This window comes from Mucilaginibacter arboris, from assembly GCF_009754915.1.
GTDB lineage: Bacteria > Bacteroidota > Bacteroidia > Sphingobacteriales > Sphingobacteriaceae > Mucilaginibacter_A > Mucilaginibacter_A arboris.
In genome coordinates this window covers 302,273-322,905 of sequence record NZ_WPIK01000001.1, presented here as the reverse complement: position 1 = coordinate 322,905, position 20,633 = coordinate 302,273, and the positions used below count along the sequence as shown (strand labels likewise).

At 38.0% G+C, this 20,633-nt stretch carries 14 protein-coding genes and 1 tRNA gene; 8 read left to right on the top strand and 7 right to left on the bottom strand.

The annotated features are described in order from the left end of the window. Position 1 precedes the first annotated feature (1 nt). From GO621_RS01565 to GO621_RS01555, 3 genes are all read right to left on the bottom strand, one after another. Positions 2-2,452 carry an outer membrane beta-barrel family protein gene (locus GO621_RS01565; RefSeq protein WP_157563427.1) on the bottom strand — a complete coding sequence of 817 codons (2,451 nt, stop codon included), beginning with the start codon at positions 2,450-2,452 and terminating at the stop codon, positions 2-4. Between the two features lie 286 nt (positions 2,453-2,738). Then, complete coding sequence (locus GO621_RS01560) at positions 2,739-4,358, bottom strand: PspC domain-containing protein (RefSeq protein WP_157563425.1); 1,620 nt, start codon at positions 4,356-4,358, stop codon at positions 2,739-2,741. 21 nt (positions 4,359-4,379) lie between these two features. Continuing rightward, on the bottom strand, positions 4,380-4,721 hold the full coding sequence (locus GO621_RS01555; RefSeq protein WP_157563422.1) for a PadR family transcriptional regulator: 342 nt from the start codon (positions 4,719-4,721) through the stop codon (positions 4,380-4,382). A 652-nt stretch (positions 4,722-5,373) separates the two neighbouring features. On the opposite strand from GO621_RS01555, the gene GO621_RS01550 reads away from it, so the two are divergent. Continuing rightward, positions 5,374-8,502 carry a SusC/RagA family TonB-linked outer membrane protein gene (locus tag GO621_RS01550; RefSeq protein WP_157563419.1) on the top strand — a complete coding sequence of 1,043 codons (3,129 nt, stop codon included), beginning with the start codon at positions 5,374-5,376 and terminating at the stop codon, positions 8,500-8,502. An 84-nt stretch (positions 8,503-8,586) separates the two neighbouring features. Continuing rightward, entirely contained in the window at positions 8,587-9,996 is a 1,410-nt protein-coding gene (locus tag GO621_RS01545; RefSeq protein WP_232335563.1) for a RagB/SusD family nutrient uptake outer membrane protein, read from the top strand. A gap of 86 nt (positions 9,997-10,082) precedes the next feature. Here GO621_RS01545 and GO621_RS01540 read toward each other — a convergent pair whose 3' ends face one another. The 3 genes from GO621_RS01540 to GO621_RS01530 are packed head-to-tail and all read right to left on the bottom strand — an operon-like array spanning position 10,083 to position 12,581. Further along, positions 10,083-11,279 (bottom strand): OmpA family protein, encoded by a 1,197-nt coding sequence (locus GO621_RS01540; protein WP_157563414.1) that lies wholly within the window; start codon positions 11,277-11,279, stop codon positions 10,083-10,085. Further along, positions 11,276-11,683, bottom strand: coding sequence for a DoxX family protein (locus tag GO621_RS01535; protein ID WP_157563411.1), 408 nt, complete (start codon positions 11,681-11,683; stop codon positions 11,276-11,278). Before GO621_RS01535 ends, GO621_RS01540 begins: the two co-directional genes overlap by 4 nt. A 1-nt stretch (position 11,684) precedes the next feature. Next, on the bottom strand, positions 11,685-12,581 hold the full coding sequence (locus GO621_RS01530; protein WP_157563409.1) for a S66 peptidase family protein: 897 nt from the start codon (positions 12,579-12,581) through the stop codon (positions 11,685-11,687). A 78-nt stretch (positions 12,582-12,659) separates the two neighbouring features. On the opposite strand from GO621_RS01530, the gene metG reads away from it, so the two are divergent. Both metG and GO621_RS01520 read left to right on the top strand, forming a co-directional pair. After that, positions 12,660-14,762 carry a methionine--tRNA ligase gene (gene metG, locus GO621_RS01525; RefSeq protein ID WP_157563406.1) on the top strand — a complete coding sequence of 701 codons (2,103 nt, stop codon included), beginning with the start codon at positions 12,660-12,662 and terminating at the stop codon, positions 14,760-14,762. Positions 14,763-14,772: 10 nt separating this feature from the next. Next, positions 14,773-14,844 (top strand) — tRNA-Arg (locus GO621_RS01520). Between the two features lie 82 nt (positions 14,845-14,926). Here GO621_RS01520 and GO621_RS01515 read toward each other — a convergent pair. Then, complete coding sequence (locus GO621_RS01515) at positions 14,927-16,018, bottom strand: acyltransferase family protein (protein ID WP_157563405.1); 1,092 nt, start codon at positions 16,016-16,018, stop codon at positions 14,927-14,929. Positions 16,019-16,603: 585 nt separating this feature from the next. Here GO621_RS01515 and GO621_RS01510 point away from each other — a divergent pair. The 4 genes from GO621_RS01510 to GO621_RS01495 all read left to right on the top strand — a co-directional run bounded on the left by GO621_RS01510 (position 16,604) and on the right by GO621_RS01495 (position 20,629). Then, the gene (locus GO621_RS01510; protein WP_157563402.1) at positions 16,604-18,343 is read left to right on the top strand and encodes a thiamine pyrophosphate-dependent enzyme; all 1,740 of its coding nucleotides are present in this window, start codon (positions 16,604-16,606) and stop codon (positions 18,341-18,343) included. Between the two features lie 207 nt (positions 18,344-18,550). After that, positions 18,551-19,249: an HAD family hydrolase gene (locus tag GO621_RS01505; RefSeq protein ID WP_157563400.1), complete on the top strand. Its 699-nt coding sequence runs from the start codon at positions 18,551-18,553 to the stop codon at positions 19,247-19,249. Then, the gene (locus GO621_RS01500) at positions 19,249-20,085 is read left to right on the top strand and encodes a phosphoribosyltransferase family protein (protein WP_157563397.1); all 837 of its coding nucleotides are present in this window, start codon (positions 19,249-19,251) and stop codon (positions 20,083-20,085) included. Before GO621_RS01505 ends, GO621_RS01500 begins: the two co-directional genes overlap by 1 nt. Further along, positions 20,075-20,629, top strand: a complete 555-nt coding sequence (locus GO621_RS01495) for a TerD family protein (protein ID WP_157563394.1) — start codon at positions 20,075-20,077, stop codon at positions 20,627-20,629. Before GO621_RS01500 ends, GO621_RS01495 begins: the two co-directional genes overlap by 11 nt. The last annotated feature ends 4 nt before the right edge of the window (positions 20,630-20,633 follow it).

The window sequence follows — 20,633 nt, the reverse complement described above, 5'->3', positions numbered from 1 at the left end:
TTTAGTTGCCCGTATTAACACGGTTTTTTTCGGCATCGGCGCCGCTGTTATGGCGGCGTACGGCCAGTTTGCTATTGCCGAAGTTATAAGATAAGGTTAAACGGGCAACGCGTGTTTCGCCTTTTTGCCTGATATCAAGTACCGTATTCTGGTAATTGCTGGTGAGGTCATTTCTGCGGGTGTTAAAAATATCGCTTACAGAAAATTTCACATTTGCTTTTTTGCTAAAGAAAGAACGGCTTACGCCAGCATCAACAGAATACTGAGGCTTTATATAAAATAAACCATAAACCAAAGCAGATTGATAATTGGAAGAAAGTTCTGCTTTTAAAGTTTTGCCAACCGTAAACGTTTGCAAGGCTTTAAGCTGAAAAGCAGCACGTCCTTTATTCAGGTTTCCGCCAAGCAAAGAATCAGATTTAAAACCTAAATAAAAACCATTTAAGTTTACGTTGCCGGTCCACCATTTGGCAAAGGTAAAAGGAGTATTGATGTTAACGTTATAAGAATCCTGGCTTTGCAAGTTTAAATGTGTTTCGTACGATGCTTTGTTTACCGTTAAAATTACTTCGGTCATCACATCTTTGGTATGGCTGTAGCCCATACTCACGTTAACGGTTTTATTGTAACTGTAATTAAGTTCGAAGGATTGGGTATATTGAGGTTTTAAAAACGGGTTTCCCTGGCTGTAAGTATATTGGTCTAAGTAATAAACAAAAGGGTTTAAGTTGTCGTAGCTCGGGCGGTCAATCCTTCTGCTGTAAGAAAAGCCGAGATCATGTTTAGCAGATAAACTTTCGTGTAAAAACAAACTCGGGAAAAAGTCTAAATAATTACGGTTTACTACCTGGTTTTTGGTAATCAGGTTACCGTTAGAACTGGTATTTTCTGCCCGCAAGCCCAATTGTACAGAAAGCTTTTTAAAGTTCCTGCTGAGGTTTACATAACCGGCGCTGATTTTTTCATCGTAAATAAAGCGGTTGGTGCGCGAAGTATCATTAACATACCCGCTGTTCCCTGCTAATTTCTGTGCCTGCAGGTCGTTATCCGTTTTTACATCACTCAGCTTAAAGCCAGCTTCCAGCTTAACTATTTTTTTAAAAGATTTGGTATAATCTGCTTTTATAGTTTTAATACTGATTTCTGATGGTGTTTGGTTCCTTAATAATAAAGAACCTCGTTGTGAATCCCCGTTGGATAAAAAGAAATCTGTAGTGTACTGCGCAATGTTATTATTGTTAAACTTAGAATAATCCAGGTCAATGCCTAATTCCTGCCCGGCAGTGTCAATCTGAAAACGGTCATTCAGGTTAAAAGCGAAATTGCGATAAGTTTGATTTAAAGTTGAATTGGTATTCTGCATAGAATCCACGGCGGTTGGTTTAGCGCCGATGAGTGTATGGGTGAAGTTTTGGTCCTTTTCACCGTTAAAATAACCGTTCACTAAAAAGCCGATCGTGTTTTTAGCCGTAACATCATAATCCATTCCTGCACGGTAATTATTGTAGTAATTAGTTTGCTGCATAAAGGTTTTCTGGGTAAAGAACGTATTTCCTGCTTGTCCTCCAACAGTCCGGTCAATGTCGAGGTTTCGTGCTTGTTGCCTGTTGCCATGATTATAAGAGCCGAAAAAGTTAAACTTTCCTTCTTTATGGTTTAACGAAACCGATTCGCTGCTTTTTGGATAAGCGCCGTAACCGCCGGTTAAGGTCAGGTTTCCGTTAGTGCCTTTCGCTTTATTTTTTTTGAGTTTGATGTTGATGATGCCCGAATTGCCCGAAGCATCATATTTTGCAGAAGGATTAGTGATAATTTCTATAGACTGGATCGAATTTCCATCCGTAGAACGCAGCAAAGTAGCCAATTGCGCCGATGATAGGTAAGTTAGTTTACCATCAATCATTACCGTTACGCCTTGTTTGCCTTGTAAGCTAATGTTATCATCTTTATCAACCGTAACCCCTGGCGCTTTTTCCAGGATTTCCATGGCAGAATTTCCTGCCGCAAGCACACTGTTTTCTATGTTTAAAACTGTCCGGTCTATTTTTCTTTCAACCAATGGTTTTTGGGCAACAACAGATACTGCTTTTAGCTGATGGTTTCCGGCGGACATCAGCAAAGTTTCAACAGCAACATCAGCATTGGTTTCGCTAATGGTAAATGGTTTAGAAAAAACTTTCTGATAACCAACCATGCTTGTAGCAATCAAATATTTACCACTTGCAATGCCAGAAACTTTATAAGATCCCTTGGCATCTGTTAATGCTCCTTTTACCAGGGAAGAATCTTTGGCTTTCAATAAACTAATGGTAGCAAAATCAAGCGGTTTTTGCTGATTATCTTTTACCATCCCGCTTACCGTTCCGTTTTTTTTGATTTGGGCAGATGATTTGATCGCATGCAAAAAAAATGCTGCTAAAAGAAGTATGGATAAGGTCGAGGTTTTTTTCATGGTATAAAATTTTGGCAAAAAAATTCCCGTTAAAAAGAAAGCTTCTTTTTTTTAATTCTTATTAACAGGATTTGAATTAGGTTTGACCGGCAAGCCAAACCTGTTTTGTAATTATTCTATCAGCAGTGTTTTATTGATAAGATGCGGGAAGCAATGGTTTGGTTACACTTTTTTTTAAATATTTTTAGGTGATAAAAGAAGCATCGTAATTCATGAAGGTAGAAGAAACCGAAAGCCGGCGGTTGGGTTGGTTAAGGATAATAAATAAACCGCGCCGGAAATCGTATCATTTAAGGCCTTCCTTATTTTGGGTAGAATCTTTTAAACAAACCAAACCTGTTTCGGTCATCTTAAATTTGGCAAGCCTGTGCCCCCAGTTTTTATCATCGTTATAACAACTGTATAAATCTACATCCCGTAAAATATAATCTAAACTTTCATCAATGGTGATGATGGAATTTAAGGGAAGGTTTAGCGTTACATCAAGTTTTTGATCGCGCCATACTGCTTTGTTTATCGGTATTAATTTGCGGTCGAACTTTATTACCGAATCTTCCTGCATAAAATTGTACTGCGTATTGCGGGCATTCAGTAAGGCTTCCTGATAGTTTGCCCCTTTTGATCGATAAGATTCTACCAGCGAGGGAAATTTATTTTCGCTTTTTTGAATGAATAAAGAAACATTTTCCGGGCTAATGTCTGTGTCGTTTTCATTGTTCATGTTTACAATAATCCGGTTAGCAAAATCATTTTTTTTAATGCCTAATGTTAAGCTGTCTTCTTTGGTTAATATTTTAGCTGTGTTTATTTTGAGGAAATAATGCTGGTTGGGCGTAGGCATAATATCCATTTTTTGGTTAAAACTGGCTGTGTACCTAAAATCAGATGCTATTTTTGTGGCATAAAAAGCTACGGTACTTAAGGCCGCAATCCAACCAATTAATAATATAAAACCAATAGATCTGCCTAAAACATTCCTTGAAAATACAATACGGATGGTGAAAAGGATCAATCCAAATAACGGAATAGCGCAAACTAAAAATCCGCACACATATAAAATGTTATTAAACCGGTAATCAACGATGTTAAAAGGCGAAAACCTATGTACAAACATGGATTGATTGGCAGAGAAAACAACGATGGAAACCAGTAAACCAATGATAGCACAAGCGCATGCGATAATAATCATCAGGCCAATCAGTTTTAAAAGGATTTTACCGCCGCCCTTAAAAAACCGTTGCAGGAGCAATAAAAACTCACCTATAAAATCCCTGATCTTGTAAATAAAAGGCCTTGCTTCGCGGTTAGCATTTGATAACGATTGTTTGATGTTTTTTAGTTCTTCATCAAAATTGCGCTTAAAGCCTTGTAAATCTGCCCGTTCTCCCTTCATGGCCATTCTTTCTGCGCGTGTATTTGCCCTCGGGATGAGAGCCCAAAGGATAATATAGATTAAAAAGCCGCTGCCCGCACCAAAAAGCGTAATTACAAATGCCAAACGGACCCAAACAGCATCTATACCAAAATAGTTGGCAATACCGGCGGCTACACCGCCAATTAAATGATCTTCCGGATCGCGGAATAAACTGCGGTTAGCAGAAGTATCGCCAGCGCGGGATGCAAAAACTGGTTCCTGTTCTTCTGTAGAAAAATCTTCAATTGTTCCCATCTGTAAAATAACCGACGTTACATCCGTAGTAACAATTACTTGTTTACCATCTTTTTTTAGCAGTTCGGTAAACATTTCTGCAATTCGGTTTTCTATGTCTGTCGTAATTTCAAAACTGTCATCCGTGCCGGCAAAATGCTTTTTAATGCCGGTCATATAATTTTTTAGGATATCGTAAGCATCTTCTTCAATATGGAAAATAGTTCCATTCATATTGATGATTATTGTTTTGTTCATGATGGGATAGGTATAATAGGTTTATAGGTTATTATTTCTGTCTTTTAAAGAGATTTCTACTGCAAAAGATAACTCCTGCCAGGTTTTGTCAAGCTGTTGGAGCAGCACAGAACCTTCTGGTGTTAACTGGTAATATTTTCTGGGCGGACCGGAAGTAGATTCTACCCAGTTATAACTGAGCAAACCATTATTTTTAAGGCGGGTCAGCAGCGGGTACAAAGTCCCTTCAACAACCAGCAGCTTCGCTTTCTTTAATTCAGCAATAATATCCGAGGCATAAATTTCCCCGCGGGAAATAATAGCGAGAATACAGTACTCCAGTATCCCTTTCCTCATTTGGGTTTGCGTATTTTCCAATATCATAATACAAAGATATATGTTTAGGATTGTATTATGCAATGCATGGTACTAAATAAATGAAAATAATTTTTAGTGATGTTTTTTCATGCAAAACCTAACGCTTTATTGCAAGGCAATTATTTAATATCGATAAAAGAAGCATCAGCGATAAAGCTTGCAAAGTTTAAATACCTCTTATCTAAAAAAATAGGGCATGGTTTCCTTCCGTTCAAAATCATGTTTTGCAAACCGTATTGATAGCAGGAATATCAATAATTAAAATCGAAGGTTTTTTAGCTTTCGAAAATGAGGGAAGGGTTTCCAAGCAGTCAAAACTTAAACATAGCTTAAAATGAAATATATTTATTGCTATAACTCCTATTTTGGATATAAAAATCACAAAAAAGCATAATGTAACTTTTATTTAAGCCTAAATAGATTATTTTAAAAAATACTGTTTTAAAATTTGCCTTAAAATTTAGAAATAAACAACTTTTATTATTAAAAAATAAAATAATCTTAATTAAAATAAAAAATGATAAGTTTTTTATGATAAAAATTAGAAAATAACAATCTTTTTTAATTTTAATTGTAAAATTATTGAATAAATGATGTATTTATTAGTAATTTAAGAATTATTGCATAACTTGCAATCGTTTTAATTAAAATAATAAGTATGAAACAAAAATTACTTAAGCTTTTCTTGATTTTATTTGCATTATCGAGTGTGGCATTTGCCCAAAGGCGAACAATTACGGGTGTAGTTACCGGAAAACAAGACGGACTGCCATTGCCAGGAGTAAGTGTAATTGTAAAAGGAACTAAAACAGGCACTCAGACAGGGCCTGACGGGTCCTATTCGATTAAAGCTGATCCTGGGCAATCGCTGGTATTTACTTTTATAGGTTTTAATACACAAACTGTTACACCAAGCAGTAACCGTTTAGATGTTACTTTATCCGGGCAGACCAGCGAATTGAATGAAGTAGTGGTAGTTGGTTATGGTACGCAGGTGAGGCGGGATAACATTGGTAGTATTACTCCTATAAAGGGACGGGACTTAGCCGAAGTGCCGGTTCAAAATTTTGAACAAGCTTTGGGTGGGCGGGCCGCGGGCGCCCAGGTTACTATACCTAATGGCTTACTTAACGCACCGCCAGTAATCAATATCCGGGGCATCAACTCCTTGTCATTAAGTTCTCAGCCATTATTTGTAATAGATGGTGTACCAAGCTATACAGGTGATGTGAGTGGGGCTTCTGCTGCTGGTAATGCCTTAGGTAATATTAATCCGGATGATATTGAAAGTATTGATATTGCAAAAGATGGTTCTGCCACAGCTATTTATGGTAGTCGTGCGGCAAATGGTGTTGTATTTGTTACAACTAAAAAGGGTAAAAAAGGTAAGGCTGTTGTTACGTTAGATTCGTGGTATGGCATCAGCAAAGTACAAAGATTACCTAAACTGCTGAACGCTGAGCAGTATGTAATGATGAAGAATGAAGCGCTGGGTAATGCAGGTTACAATCTGGCCAATACTTACTTTGCCTTAGAAACGGATGCAAACGGTAAGGAAATTAATACTAATTGGAATGATTATGTGTATAGAACAGGCAAGGCATATAGCAATAGTGTAAGTGTATCCGGCGGAAGCGAAAATACTACATACTACTTGTCTGCTAACTATAGTAATCAAAATGGTATCCTTGCTAAAAATAGCTTTAACCGCACGGGTGTTACAGCAAACCTTGACCACAAAGTGAGCAACATTATTTCAATGGGTGGCAAAATTTCTTACTCGGATGAACAGAATTTGGCCGCTACTACTTCGGGTTCTCAAAATGGTGAAGCGTTTAACATTGCAGGTTTAGGCCGTATCCCATTGGTAAGCCCTCCTAACGTATCGCCTTACAATAACGATGGTTCTTACAATTTGAATGGTAATGCATTAGGGCTTGGTAATGATAAAGGTGTATCTACTTCGTATTATAATATTGTACCGGTATTAGATATGAACCGTTCCAACAATGAAGTCAATCATGTTTCTTCAAATTTTTATTTTCAGCTAAAGCCCCTGTCATGGATTACCTTAAAAACCACTTACGGTATTGATTATCTTTATTCTGATAATGATATTTATCAAAACCCTTACCAGGGAGATGGTTATCCTAACGGTTCGGCTACCGACAGTTACACCAAATATAAAAGATGGGTGTGGGATAATACGGCTCAGTTTGATAAAGGGTTTGGTAAAAATTCCTTCAGCTTATTGTTAGGTAATGAACAGCAACGTAGTACGCAACGCGGTTTTGGTTTAAACCGTACTGTAATCTCAGACCCTGCATTTAATGTTATCCAGGCTGGCTGGGGTACCAACAATGCATCCGGTTTATCCTACGGAGAAAATTACCTGGTATCGTTTTTCGGACGTTTAAATTATGACTTTGATAAAAAATACTTTCTAAGTGGTACTATTCGCCAGGATGAATACTCTGCCTTTGGTGCTAATAGTAAAAAAGGATATTTCCCCGGCGTTGGTTTAGGCTGGGAAATAACCCGCGAAAATTTTTGGCATGGCATAGGTGCTGATAAAGTCTTCAGTAGTTTTAAAATAAGGGCCAGTTATGCCAAGGTTGGTAATAATACCTTGAGTGATTATCAGTCTTTCGGCTTATATAATAGCGGTCTTTATAACGGAACAGCTTCATTGGCTTATAACCAAACCGGTAATCCTCAATTAGGCTGGGAAACCAGTAAGAAAACCGATATTGGTTTCAACTTTGGGGTGTTGAATGACAGGATAACTGGTGAAGTTGCTTATTACAAAAATAATATTTCTGATATGTTATATGGGGTTAATGAGGCACCATCTGCAGGTTTGCCAAGTAACCCGGTAGTTAACATCGCTTCTATGTATAACCGAGGTTTGGAAATTACGCTAAATGCTAATGCTGTTCAAAATAAAAATTTTAGTTGGACACCTTCATTTAATATCAGCTTTAACCAAAACAAGCTTACATCATTATCTCCGGGCCTTACTTCTCTTACCAGCATAACAGCAGGTAGTGAAACCGTAAGCATAAGCCAGGTAGGTTCTCCTATTGGTGACTTATATATTGTTCGTACTGCTGGTGTTGACCCCGCTACTGGCCGCAGGATATTTATTAATGGTGCAGGCCAAAAAGTTTACTATCAGTATTACGCGCCAACTGGTGCATACAACTGGACTTATGCTGACGGAACAAAAGCACCAGCGATTACCCAAGCTACTGATGCGGTTAATTACAAAAAGACCAGCCCTACCGCATATGGTGGTTTTAGCAATACCTTCCGCTATAAAAGCTTTGATTTGAACATCCTGTTTACCTACTCACTGGGCGGTTATGTATATTATGGAACAGGTGCCGGTTTGCATGACCAGCGTTTCTGGAACAATACTACTGATATTTTGAACCGATGGACTGCACCGGGACAGGTTACTAATATTCCAAAAGTGGTTTACGGTGATAATGTATCAAACGGATCAACTCTGCCTTTGGATATTAATGTATATAAAGGAGATTTTCTGAAATTCAAATCAGGAACGTTTGGATATTCGCTGCCTAAATCTTTGGTAAACAAAGTCGGTATTTCTAACCTTCGGGTATATCTAAGCGCTTATAACCTGTTTGTCATTACTAAATATCCAGGTCCAGACCCTGAAGTTTCTTCCAACGGTACTGGTGGTAATTCAAGTCAGGGTATTGACAGGAACACGGCAGCTAACCAGAGAACCATTACAGCAGGTTTGCAAGTTAAATTCTAACAAGAAAAATCAAAAGAAATGAAAAAGAAGTTTTTAATTATACTCGGTATGGGGGTAATGTTAAGTATCTCATGCCAAAAAAGCTTGCTGACCCCTGTATCACAAACGCAGGTTTCAGATCAAGACTATCAGCCTTTTACTACTTCTGCACGTATAAACTCTCAGGTATTGGGATTGTATGCTAGTATTCGTCAAAGCACAACCTCAAATGCAACTACCTATAATTCGATTTTTGGTGGCCGTTACCAGATTTATAATGATGTTAAGGCGGATAACTGGCTTAATTACACTGCAAACTCGGTAACAGCATATCAAACCTGGAATGAAACGGTAACCAGTACAGCATCAGAAGTAGAAGGTTTATGGACCGCAGAATACCGTACAATTAATAGTTGCAACCTATTTATTGATGGCATGGCTGCTAAAGGAACCTCGGTAGTTGGAAGTACTCAAGGGGCCTATTATGTAGCTGAAGCTAAGTTTTTAAGGGCATTAGCTTATTACAGTCTGCTGCAACTGTACTGCCGGCCCTACTGGGATGGCAACGGGAGCCAACCGGGGCTACCGCTTCGTTTAACAGGTAATAGCTCCTATAATAACTATGACCTGGCACGTAGTACTGTAGCACAAGTATATACGCAAATAATTAGTGACCTACAAGCAGCAGAAACAGGCTTGCCTACAAACTATGCAGATGCTGCAACTAACACTACACGGGCGCATAAAAATACAGCTATTGCTTTGTTGACTCGTGTTTACCTTACCATGCAAAAATGGACTGATGTAATAAACGAAGCAAATAAAATTGTTCCTGTCAGTGCGCCATTTACTGCCAGCTCTGGCGTGGCAAATACACTTCAGGCTACTCCGGCTGCCGCATTTACTTCTTATACTACTACAGAATCTGTTTTTTCTATGCCTTTTGTGAATGCTACTGAAACTCCTGGCTCGCAAAGTGCGTTAGCAGACTACTTTGGCGGCTTAGGCTCTACAGAGTTTTACTTGAACCCCAATGGTGTTATCGCGGATGCAAATTGGAAAACTTCAGATCTCAGGCGAGGTTTTGTGGCTACAAAAAGTGGACGGGGCTGTATTACAAAATTTCCAACAGTATCGCCTTACACTGATTGGGCTCCTGTAATGCGCTGGCCAGAGGTATTGTTAAGTTTGGCTGAAGCCCGGGCGCGCAGTACACAATCGGTAGATGTACAAGCGGTAGCTTTGTTAAATGCTGTACGGCACCGTGCTGATGCAAGTACCACCTATACAACAGCCAGCTTTGACACCTACATAGACTTGGTTAATGCTATTTTACAAGAACGAAATATTGAGTTTTTGGGTGAAGGCTTAAGAAATATTGATTTGGTACGGTTAGGATTAACTATACCGGCCAAAGGTACTGTTCCTGCCATTACTTCATCTGACCCCAGATATATATGGCCAATTCCGAATAGTGAACTTTTATATAACAAGCTGATGACGTCTAACCCTTAATTAGTTTATAGTTAATTATAATTTAACCCCTGAAGTTATCGGGCTTCAGGTTCTCTTCAAATGAGAAAGAAATAATTTTCCTACTATTACTTTTCCAGCACAATTTCAACCCGGAGGTTCTTAACCGCTTCTTCGGGTTTTTTATTGTCATACAAAGGGTTTTTTCCGCCTAAACCAAAGCATCGGATCCGGTTATTGGCAATACCATGTTGCAACAGAAACGTTTTTACTGCCCAGGCGCGCCTTTCGGATAGCTGTTGCAGGTAATGTTCATCCGTAAAAACATTAGAATTGGTATGGCCGATAATCTGTATTTTCCAGTTCTTTTCCTCCTGTAAAAAAGTTAACAAATTGTTTAAATCAGTTCCGGAAGTATTAACAATGGCAGGGCTGTTCGGCAAAAAATGAATGTTGTAAAAGATGATGCGGGCGCCTTCTTTTAACTTTTGCAACTGATAGTTTTGTTGCCATACTGTTTTTACCGATAAAAAATCATTGACCAGCACATACCCTTTTTTGCTGATGGTAATCATCAATTTATCTTCTGGCGGCACTTTAAAACTAAATTTTCCGGTCAAGGAATCTGAAACCGTGCCCGCAACCATTTTTCCTGCGGTATCTTCAACTGTAATTGCTGCTTGCAATGGTAGCATGCTTTCTTTATCAGTAATAAAACCACTCATTAAAGAATTTGATATTGGAGGGGATAAGGTTTTACTGATCTGAGAAGAAAAAGTAAAGCCTTTGCCGCCTGGATAAATATTATCCACAACCAAAATATAATTTTCGCCTTTATAAACGGAAATAGGTTTAGAATAGCTTTTACCAGGGCCCGGAGCGGTAAACAGGTTAAAAAAACCTTCTTTTAAGCCTGTTTTGCCTGCAATTGTACCATCGTTACGGCTATTGTTGGTACGTATAGGTTTGTTATAATCAATCCTGCTGTTGCCAGAACCAATTGTAATTTCTTTAAAAAGCATCCAGTCGTAATCATCGCTTGCAGAAAACGGGATAATATCAAAAGTGAGAAAACCATCATTTTCTACACTTAAACTAAACCAGCAAGTGTTCCTTTCCTTTTCAAAAAGATAGCGTGAACGTGCTTTATTTATCGGATATTCCTGAATTTTACCAAAACCTTTTGCAGAAGCAGGAAAAGTATATTTTTGATGGATATTTAAGTTTACAGCATCTGCATAATCACCTTTTAAGGCATAGTTATTCTGGCCGCTAACTTTTAAACTTATTAGTAATAAGATAAATAGCAGCCGCTTACCGTTCATTTTTTATCAATGCTATAAATGCCAGGGCCTATAAAAAACAATCCTAAAAACATAATGGCATCTTCAATAGCATGTGCCGCACTTTCTAAACCTCCGCCTTTGCTGAAATGCGTTAAAGCAGCGATAATCAAATTGATAAACAGCAGCAAACAAACCGGACGGAAAACCAAGCCGATGATTAACAATAAACCGCCGAAAGTTTCGGTAATGGCAGCCATGAAACCCCAAAAGGCCGGTGCGAAATTAATACCAATAACATTCATGGAACCGCCTATTTTTTCCCAATGTTCTGGTCCGCCTGCAAGTTTAGGCACACCATGATAAATAAACATAACGCCCAGACCCAAACGGATAATCAAAAGCCCGAGGTTTTTATACTTTACTAAATTCTCAAAAATTGCCATGTTATAAATATTTTGCAGTTGTATGCTCTTTTTGCACAGTTAAATTTAGTGTTTTTCCCAGGATCAAAGCTTGATTATTCGAAATATGTCCGGCCGGAAAATTAAAGCAAACCGGGTAATCGTATTCTTTTACTGTTTCAAAAATAATTTCTTCCGCTGTTTGCCCGAATGGTGTTTCGTTATCTTTCAACTCTGTAAAGCTGCCAACCATTAAACCTGCCAGGTTTTTTAGCTTTCCGGCCCGTTTTAAAGTCCGCATCATTCTGTCGATGGAATACAAATATTCGCCCACATCTTCTATAAACAAAATCTTTCCGCTATAAACAAAATCAGAAACAGAACCCGAAACAGCAATAAGCAAAGCCAAATTTCCGCCAACTAAAATTCCTTGCGCTTCGCCCATTCGGTTTAGTTTTTCTGCGGAGAATTGATAACCGACATCTTCTCCAAACAAAGCTTTTCTGAGTGTTTGCAAAGATTCTGCCGTTCCATCCGGAATGGTTAGCGGCATTTGTCCGTGGATACTTTGCAAACCGAAAGCAGCAAAAACGTGTGCATGCAAGACGGTAATATCGCTAAAACCGATGATCCATTTTGGTGCTTCTTTTATCGATGAAAAATCTACATCATCAATCATCCGGATCGTACCGTATCCGCCGCGGGCAGCAAAAATAGCTTTGATGCTATCGTCTTTAATAAAGCCTTGTAAATCTGCAGCCCGTAAAGCATCCTCTCCCGCAAATTGGTTATAAGAAGCATTTACGGTTTCACCTAAAACAACTTTTAGTCCCCAGGATTCCAAAAGTGCAACCGCATCCGTCATGGGCTGCAGCAATTTTTTGGCCGGACAAGTAATGGCAACTTTATCGCCAATTTTTAAATAAGGAGGCTGGATCATCGTCGATATTATTTAAACAGATTTTAAGAGCAGACAAATTGGCTTATCTTTGCAAATTAAAACATTCCCGCAAATACTTTGGAAGATCATCAGATTAAAAGATATACTGTTACCGCAGCTTTACCTTATACTAACGGGCCAGTACACATTGGCCATTTAGCCGGCGTATATGTACCAGCAGATACGTATGTGCGTTACCTTCGCCTGAAAGAAAAAGACGTTATTTTTGTTTGTGGCTCTGATGAACACGGCGTTCCAATCACCTTAAAAGCACGTAAAGAAGGCGTTACACCACAGGAAGTAGTAGATAAATACCACAAAATTATTGGTGATTCTTTCCGCGATTTTGGTATTTCTTTCAATATTTATCACCGTACATCTTCGCAAACGCACCATGAAACGGCTGCTGGTTTTTTCAGGAATTTGTATGATAAAGGTGTTTTTACCGAAGAATCGACCGAGCAATATTTTGATGAAAGCGCACAGCAGTTTCTGGCCGACCGTTACATTGTAGGAACTTGTCCGGTTTGCGGCAACGAAAATGCTTATGGTGATCAGTGCGAAAAATGCGGAACTTCTTTAAACCCGACCGATCTGATCAATCCGCACTCTACTTTATCCGGAAAGGCGCCAGTTTTACGTAAAACCACTAACTGGTTTTTGCCGCTGGATAAAATGCAACCAGAAATTGAAACTTATGTAGAAAGCCATCAAAAAGACTGGCGGACAACGGTTTTTGGCCAGTGTAAATCCTGGTTAAACGGAGGTTTGCAGCCGCGTGCCATGACACGTGATCTGGAATGGGGCGTAAAAGTTCCGGTAGAAGGTGCAGATGGTAAAGTTTTATACGTTTGGTTTGATGCACCAATCGGTTATATTTCGGCTACCAAAGATTTACTGAATGCGGATTTATCCGAAGAAAAGAAAAAAGAATATTACCTCAAAAATATACCGGTAAAAGAAGCATCGTGGGAAGATTACTGGAAATCCGAAGAAACCAAATTAGTACATTTTATCGGGAAAGATAATATCGTTTTCCATTGCATTATTTTTCCGGCAATGCTGATGGCGCATGGCGGTTATACTTTGGCCGATCAGGTTCCTGCAAACGAATTTTTAAATTTAGAAGGAGATAAAATTTCTACATCCAGGAATTGGGCGGTTTGGTTGCCGGAGTTTCTAAAAGATTTCCCCGGGAAACAGGATGTGTTACGTTATGTACTGACTTCTGCTGCTCCCGAAACAAAGGACAATGATTTTACCTGGAAAGATTTTCAGGCGCGTAACAACAACGAACTGGTTGCTATTTATGGCAACTTTATTAACCGGGTGCTTGTTTTATCGCATAAATATTTTGGTGGAAAAGCGATGCCGGTTGGCGTTTTATCTCAACAAGACCAGGAAGTAGCAGAACAACTGAAAGAATTTCCGGAAAAAATAGGTTATGCTTTAGAAAACTACCGTTTTCGGGAAGCATTAAGTGAATTTATGAACTTAGCCCGTTTAGGCAACAAATATCTGGCAGATGAAGAACCGTGGAAATTAATTAAAACAGACCCGGAACGGGTACAAACCGTATTAAACATTGGCTTACAATTGGCAGCAAATTTGGCAATTCTATCTCAGCCATTTCTACCAAATAGTGCCGATGCTTTGTTTACCATGCTAAATCTTATGCCGCAACATTGGAAGGAAGCAGGAAACATTAACTTACTTCCGGAAGGGCATATATTGAACGAAGCCAAATTGTTATTTGAAAAAATTGAAGATGGGCCGATTCAGGCACAAATACAAAAACTATTAAATACTAAAATGGAAAACGAACAGGTAAAGCTGCCTTTGATTGAAGCTAAACCAAATATCACCTTTGAGCAATTTGCAGCTTTAGATGTCCGTGTCGGAACAATTTTAGCTGCCGAAAAAGTAGCCAAAACAAAAAAACTCCTTAAACTAAGCATCGATACGGGTTTAGATCAGCGGACTGTTGTTTCTGGCATTGCAGAATATTTTGAACCAGAAGCCATCATCGGCAAACAGGTAAGCATTCTAATAAACCTGGAACCACGGGAAATTAAAGGAATTTTATCACAAGGAATGATTTTAATGGCTGAAAATCCCGAAGGAAAACTTAGTTTTGCAACACCATCGGAAGCATTTACCAACGGTAGCGTAATCCGGTAATTTTACAAATGGTCCCGTAGTTCAACGGATAGAATAGAAGTTTCCTAAACTTTAGATATGAGTTCGATTCTCGTCGGGACCACTAAAAAAACGCAGCTTGTTAAACAGGTTGCGTTTTTAAATTAAGTTAATAGCTTAAAATATTTAGAAGCAGGGTATTTTATTCAACCCAAACTGCTTCTCACCATAAATTCTTTTTCCGTTAATTCTTCCAGCGCATCCACTTCTTTAGGTTTAGTTTTAAGCGGAATTTTAGAAGCATATTTCTGAGAAGGTTTTTCTATCAACAGATAAAAAACATAAGCAGATAATACACTAACCATAAAGCTTAACAAAACAACCAACAACTTTTCATATAGGTTGGAAACATGCGGAACAAAAAAGTTAGCAATGGCTGATCCGAATATAGTATGCGTTAAATAAAGAGAGTAGGAAATATTTCCAAAGAAATTACCCAGTTTGTTTTGGTAATTGGAAAAGAAGTGGATAATGCCAAGTGTACATACCGAAATAAAGGTAATTGCAACGCCATGAAGGAAATAACCAAAACCTATTGAAACCATTAATACAATGCTAAACTCTAAGAGGTTAATTTTTGCAAAAAGGAAATTTGCATAAATAATACCGATCATAAAAATGGGCAGCCATACAGGCACAAATTCTCCATTTGTAAAAATAAGGGCTGCTCCAAAAACAGTAATATAACTAATCAATCTTACAATAAGGTTATGGTTTGACAATAAGGGGAAAAGTAAACTGATTAACAGGTAAAACTGGAACTCGACAGCCATCGTCCAAAAAACGATTATAAACCAATGCTGATCTTTAAAAAACGGTATTAAATAACCCAGATGCAGAAGTAAATTTTTAACTGTTGGAATATCATGTGGTGCTTTTGCTAAGAAGTGATTTCTTAAGAGGATAAATGAAATAGCGGTTAATATGGAAAATAAGTATGGGGGTTCTATCCTTACAATCCGCTTTAACATAAATTTACTAAATAAAGAATAGTTATATTTTCCTTTAATAAGTGCTATTGGTATAACTACTCCGGTTATTACAAAAAATACCTGTACACCTAATTTACCATAAGGAGCAATTTCGAATATTAAAGTATGTTCCAGAAAATTTAATGGCAGGCAAACAAGGTGAAAAATGCAAACGGTTACGGAAGCCAACCCCCTTAATGAATTAATAACCGGAATATATTTAGGAGGAGATATTATCCGGTTGGAAGTAGCTGTACCTTTTGCCATATTGCATTGTTTAAAGTATGGATACTTAATTAGTTACAATAAGAGCTTATACGAACAGAAAACTACTCAGGTCCCTGTTAAGCTTTAGATCAATTTTTATATATACTGCTAAGATTGGTTTATAATCGGCAAGTAGGGCAGTTGTGGAAACGGCAATTCTAAAGTCGATAAATACTTTTAATATTCCAACTTTATTAATAATTAATAATAACAGTTGATAAGAAAAGGCTGGCTTCTTGTTTGTATTATAAATGTATTAAGAGAGGTTATTAGATGATTGTGTTACATCGTAACAGGTTTTGTTTAGCAAAAGTTGTATGCTTCTTTTATCCTGTAAAAACAGTAGTATATTTTATCACATTCTTCAAACAGAATAGATAACAATAATTACCAGGCTAAAAGAAGCATTTAATGCTTTTCAGATCAAATGCTTTTAAGCCATAAGGTTGAGAATTTAATCATAGTATAGGTACAAGTAAAACCTGGGTTATAATTTAACCGAAAGCAGTTATTTATAGGTTAACAATGTTTCATCTGATAAAACCAATGGTTGTTTAAGAAGTTATGATTTAAAAAACTTTTATCATGGCAAAAAATGTTGCAGAACAACTGGTGGAAATGCTGATAGCAGCAGATGTGAAAAGGATTTATGCTGTTACGGGCGACAGTTTAAACGAGGTGAATGATGCTGTACGCCGTAGCGATAACAAAATTCAATGGATACATGTACGGCACGAAGAAGCAGGCGCCTACGCTGCTGCTGCTGAGGCTCAATTGCTTGGTATTGCTTGTTGTGCCGGAAGTAGCGGTCCCGGCCATGTGCATTTGATAAACGGATTGTACGACGCACACCGTTCGGGTGCACCAGTTATCGCTATTGCTTCAACTGTTGCTACGCATGAATTTGGTACCGAATATTTTCAGGAAACTAACACCCTAAAGTTATTTGCAGATTGTAGCTATTACAATCAAATAGCAACAACGCCGGCCCAATTGCCGCGCATGTTACAAGCAGGTATTCAACATGCAGTAGGTAAAAAAGGCGTTTCTGTGGTAGGTTTGCCAGGAGATTTAACAAAGATGGATGCTGTAGAAATACCAAGTTCTACTAAAAATTATTTTTCTGATCCGTTAATCCGTCCGTCAGAGCGCGATTTGCAAAACCTGGCAAGCTTAATCAATTCGCATGAAAAAATTACTATTTTTTGTGGAATAGGCTGTGCCAATGCACATGATGAAGTGGTAGAATTATCTAAGCGGGTACATGCAACAGTTGGCTATTCTTTCCGTGGTAAAATGAGTATGCAGCATGATAATCCGAATGAAATCGGTATGACTGGTTTGCTTGGTTTACCATCAGCTTATCACAGCATGCACGAATCAGATTTGCTGATGCTTTTGGGTACAGATTTTCCATACGAACAATTTTTGCCAACAGAATGTGATATTGTACAAGTTGATATTAAACCAGAACGCATTGGCCGCCGTGCTAAAGTAGATATGGGTTTATACGGAAAAATTGAAGATACACTGCAAGCTTTATTGCCGCTTATCCCACAAAAAACGGATGATAGCTTTTTGCAAACTCAGCTAAAATTGTATGCTCATGTTAAGGATAACCTGGCAACTTATGTAAACGATCCTGGCGTTAAGGAGAATATTCACCCGGAGTTTGTAGCCGATACTTTAGACCGCTTGGCTAACGATAATGCTATTTTTACGGTTGATACAGGCATGTGCTGCGTTTGGGGCGCGCGTTATATACACGGTACGGGTAAACGGACCATGATCGGTTCTTTCAATCATGGTTCTATGGCCAATGCAATGCCGCATGCTATTGGTGCGGCGCTTTCCTGTCCGGACAGGCAAGTAATTGCTATGGCTGGTGATGGCGGTATTTCTATGCTGCTTGGCGATCTGGCTACAATTAAACAATACAAACTTCCCATCAAAATTATTGTATTTAACAATCGTTCTTTAGGTATGGTAAAGCTGGAAATGGAAGTTGGCGGTTTACCAGACTGGCAAACCGATATGCAAAACCCGGATTTTGCCTTGGTGGCAGAAGCAATGGGTATCAGAGGGATTAAAGTTAATGATCCCGATCAGGTAGAAAGTGCACTGCGTGATGCTTTGTTATACGATGGCCCTGTACTATTAGATGTAATGACCGATCCCAATGCGCTGGCTATGCCGCCAAAAGTAGAGTTTGAACAAATGAAAGGGATGTCGTTAGCAATGTCTAAATTAATACTAAACGGACAAATGGGCGATGTTTGGGATACCATCAAATCTAATTATAAACATATTAAAGAGGTAATTTAAAGCAAATACTTCTTTTAGCATATATTTATTTCTGTTTAAATTAGATTTAGAATAAACAGCTTTCAAAGAAATTTGAAAGCTGTTTTGTTTAGGCGGTAATGGTCCGTTACCGCGAAGATTTAGCTTTCTTTTTAGCCAAATATTTTAAAGGTCAAATAATGAAGTGAACTGTAACAAAACGATGCTTCTTTTATCCTATAAAAATCTATGCCTAAATATCAGCATTATTCGTTTGATCTTTGGTTAACGCTTATCCGTTCCAATCCGTTATTTAAGCAGGAAAGGACAAAGTTTTTTCATCAGCATTTCAATTTTCAACATAAAACTTTAGAAGAAATAGCTTTAATTTTTCGTCAGGTTGATTTAATGGTAAATGCAGTTAATGAAAAAACAGGTAAAAATATCGATGCTGATGAAATGTATTTAATGGTGATCAGTTTGATTAACAACAGCAAATTTCCTTTCGGTGAAATAGACCTGAACTTACTTGAAACGGAAATGGAAAACCTGCTGTTTAAACATTTGCCTTTGGTATATTGCAACCAAACGATGAGCGTGTTAGAGCAAATTTGCAAAACCGGAAAAAGCACCGCAAGTATTTTAAGCAATACGGGTTTTATCAGCGGAAAAACTTTGCGTAAAGTATTAAAGGAACTTAACTTAGCTCATTATTTTGATTTCCAGTTGTATTCGGATGAAACAGGAATGTCTAAACCTAACCCTGATTTTTTTAAATTGATGCTAAACCACATTGCTATAATCAGGAAAACAGAAAACGTCAGTCTCAACAAAATCATTCATATTGGCGATAATGAAAAAGCAGATGTAAAAGGAGCATGTGCAGTTGGAATCCAAAGTTTGCTTATCAATTCAAACGATCAATGTATTTCAAGTTTAATTAACTAATGTTATCTACTTACGCTTTACATCAGATCAGCAATACGCATAGTTTCGGATTTTCTGCGGATGATTACAGCCGTTTTAAATTTGGAGACGAAGCAGTTGCAAAAACTTTCGGAACTAATTTGGCTAATGGTTTTTTTGAAAAACTTCGTGTTAATCCAATTCATCAGCAAATCGTAGTTATTTCCAGTCCGTATTCTTTTATTCCGACTGCTACTTTTGCCATGAAAAACTATTTTGTGTATCAGTTGAACCAATGGCTGGCAGAACATAATTTTCCGGTTGTGCAGGAAGCAAAAGTTCATCGTACCATTACTTATAAAGAAGATTACGGCGAATTAAATGCAGAAGAAAGGATCAACTTAATCAGCAAAGATTCTTTTCATATTGATAAAGCGTTTCTTGCAGGAAAAACATTGCTGTTTTTAGATGATATAAAAATTACCGGCAGCCACGAACGGATGATCTTGAAAATGGTTAAGGAATACGATCTGCAAAATGAAATACAAATGTTGTATTTCGCAGAATTAGTGAACAAAAGCATTCATCCTAAATTTGAAAATTACTTAAACTATCATTCGGTAAAATCTATTTTTGATCTGGATAAGATCATCAACAGCAATCATTTTTGTATCAATACCCGTTTGGTAAAATACCTGTTAAATTACGAACACAATAGTTTTTCTGTTTTCATTCAAACCCAAACCGATGCTTTTATTACGCATCTTTACAATATGGCACTGGGCAACAGTTATCATTTAATGGAAAGTTATAGTGTAAATTTGAACTATATAAAACAGTACCTCAACACAAAAAAACAATTACAACATGGCAATTAATCTGCAAAAAGGACAAAGGGAAAATATTAACGCGCCTAAGTTTACCATTGGCTTGGGCTGGGATACCAACAGCTCTGCAACAGGGGCCAGCTTTGATCTGGATGCTTCTGTTTTTATTTTGGGAGAAAATAAAAAACTGCTATCGGATGAGCATTTTGTTTTCTACAACAACCTGCAATCTCCCGATGGCGGTGCAGAACATACCGGCGATAATTTAACCGGCGATGGCGATGGTGATGACGAACAAATTAAGATCGACCTGGCTAAAGTAGATGCGCGTGCAACAGAAATTTGCGTAGTGGTAACCATACACGAAGCCGCAAGCCGCAGGCAAAATTTTGGTCAGGTTAAAAACTCTTTTGTGCGTATTTTTGATAGTGTTAGTAATGCAGAGTTATTGAAATACGAGCTGGAGGAGGATTTTTCGATTGAAACAGCCGTAGAATTTGGCCGCATTTACAAACGCGAAGGCAAATGGAAATTTGAAGCCGTTGGTGTTGGCATGAAAGGCGGTTTGCAGGATTATTTAAACAAATACAATTAACATT

Bases quoted from the DNA above. Each gene is read 5' to 3' on its own strand.
- GO621_RS01565 (WP_157563427.1), bottom strand. From the start codon at position 2,452: ATGAAAAAAACCTCGACCTTATCCATACTTCTTTTAGCAGCATTTTTT.
- GO621_RS01560 (WP_157563425.1), bottom strand. From the start codon at position 4,358: ATGAACAAAACAATAATCATCAATATGAATGGAACTATTTTCCATATT.
- GO621_RS01555 (WP_157563422.1), bottom strand. From the start codon at position 4,721: ATGATATTGGAAAATACGCAAACCCAAATGAGGAAAGGGATACTGGAG.
- GO621_RS01550 (WP_157563419.1), top strand. From the start codon at position 5,374: ATGAAACAAAAATTACTTAAGCTTTTCTTGATTTTATTTGCATTATCG.
- GO621_RS01540 (WP_157563414.1), bottom strand. From the start codon at position 11,279: ATGAACGGTAAGCGGCTGCTATTTATCTTATTACTAATAAGTTTAAAA.
- GO621_RS01535 (WP_157563411.1), bottom strand. From the start codon at position 11,683: ATGGCAATTTTTGAGAATTTAGTAAAGTATAAAAACCTCGGGCTTTTG.
- GO621_RS01530 (WP_157563409.1), bottom strand. From the start codon at position 12,581: ATGATCCAGCCTCCTTATTTAAAAATTGGCGATAAAGTTGCCATTACT.
- GO621_RS01515 (WP_157563405.1), bottom strand. From the start codon at position 16,018: ATGGCAAAAGGTACAGCTACTTCCAACCGGATAATATCTCCTCCTAAA.
- GO621_RS01510 (WP_157563402.1), top strand. From the start codon at position 16,604: ATGGCAAAAAATGTTGCAGAACAACTGGTGGAAATGCTGATAGCAGCA.
- GO621_RS01505 (WP_157563400.1), top strand. From the start codon at position 18,551: ATGCCTAAATATCAGCATTATTCGTTTGATCTTTGGTTAACGCTTATC.
- GO621_RS01500 (WP_157563397.1), top strand. From the start codon at position 19,249: ATGTTATCTACTTACGCTTTACATCAGATCAGCAATACGCATAGTTTC.
- GO621_RS01495 (WP_157563394.1), top strand. From the start codon at position 20,075: ATGGCAATTAATCTGCAAAAAGGACAAAGGGAAAATATTAACGCGCCT.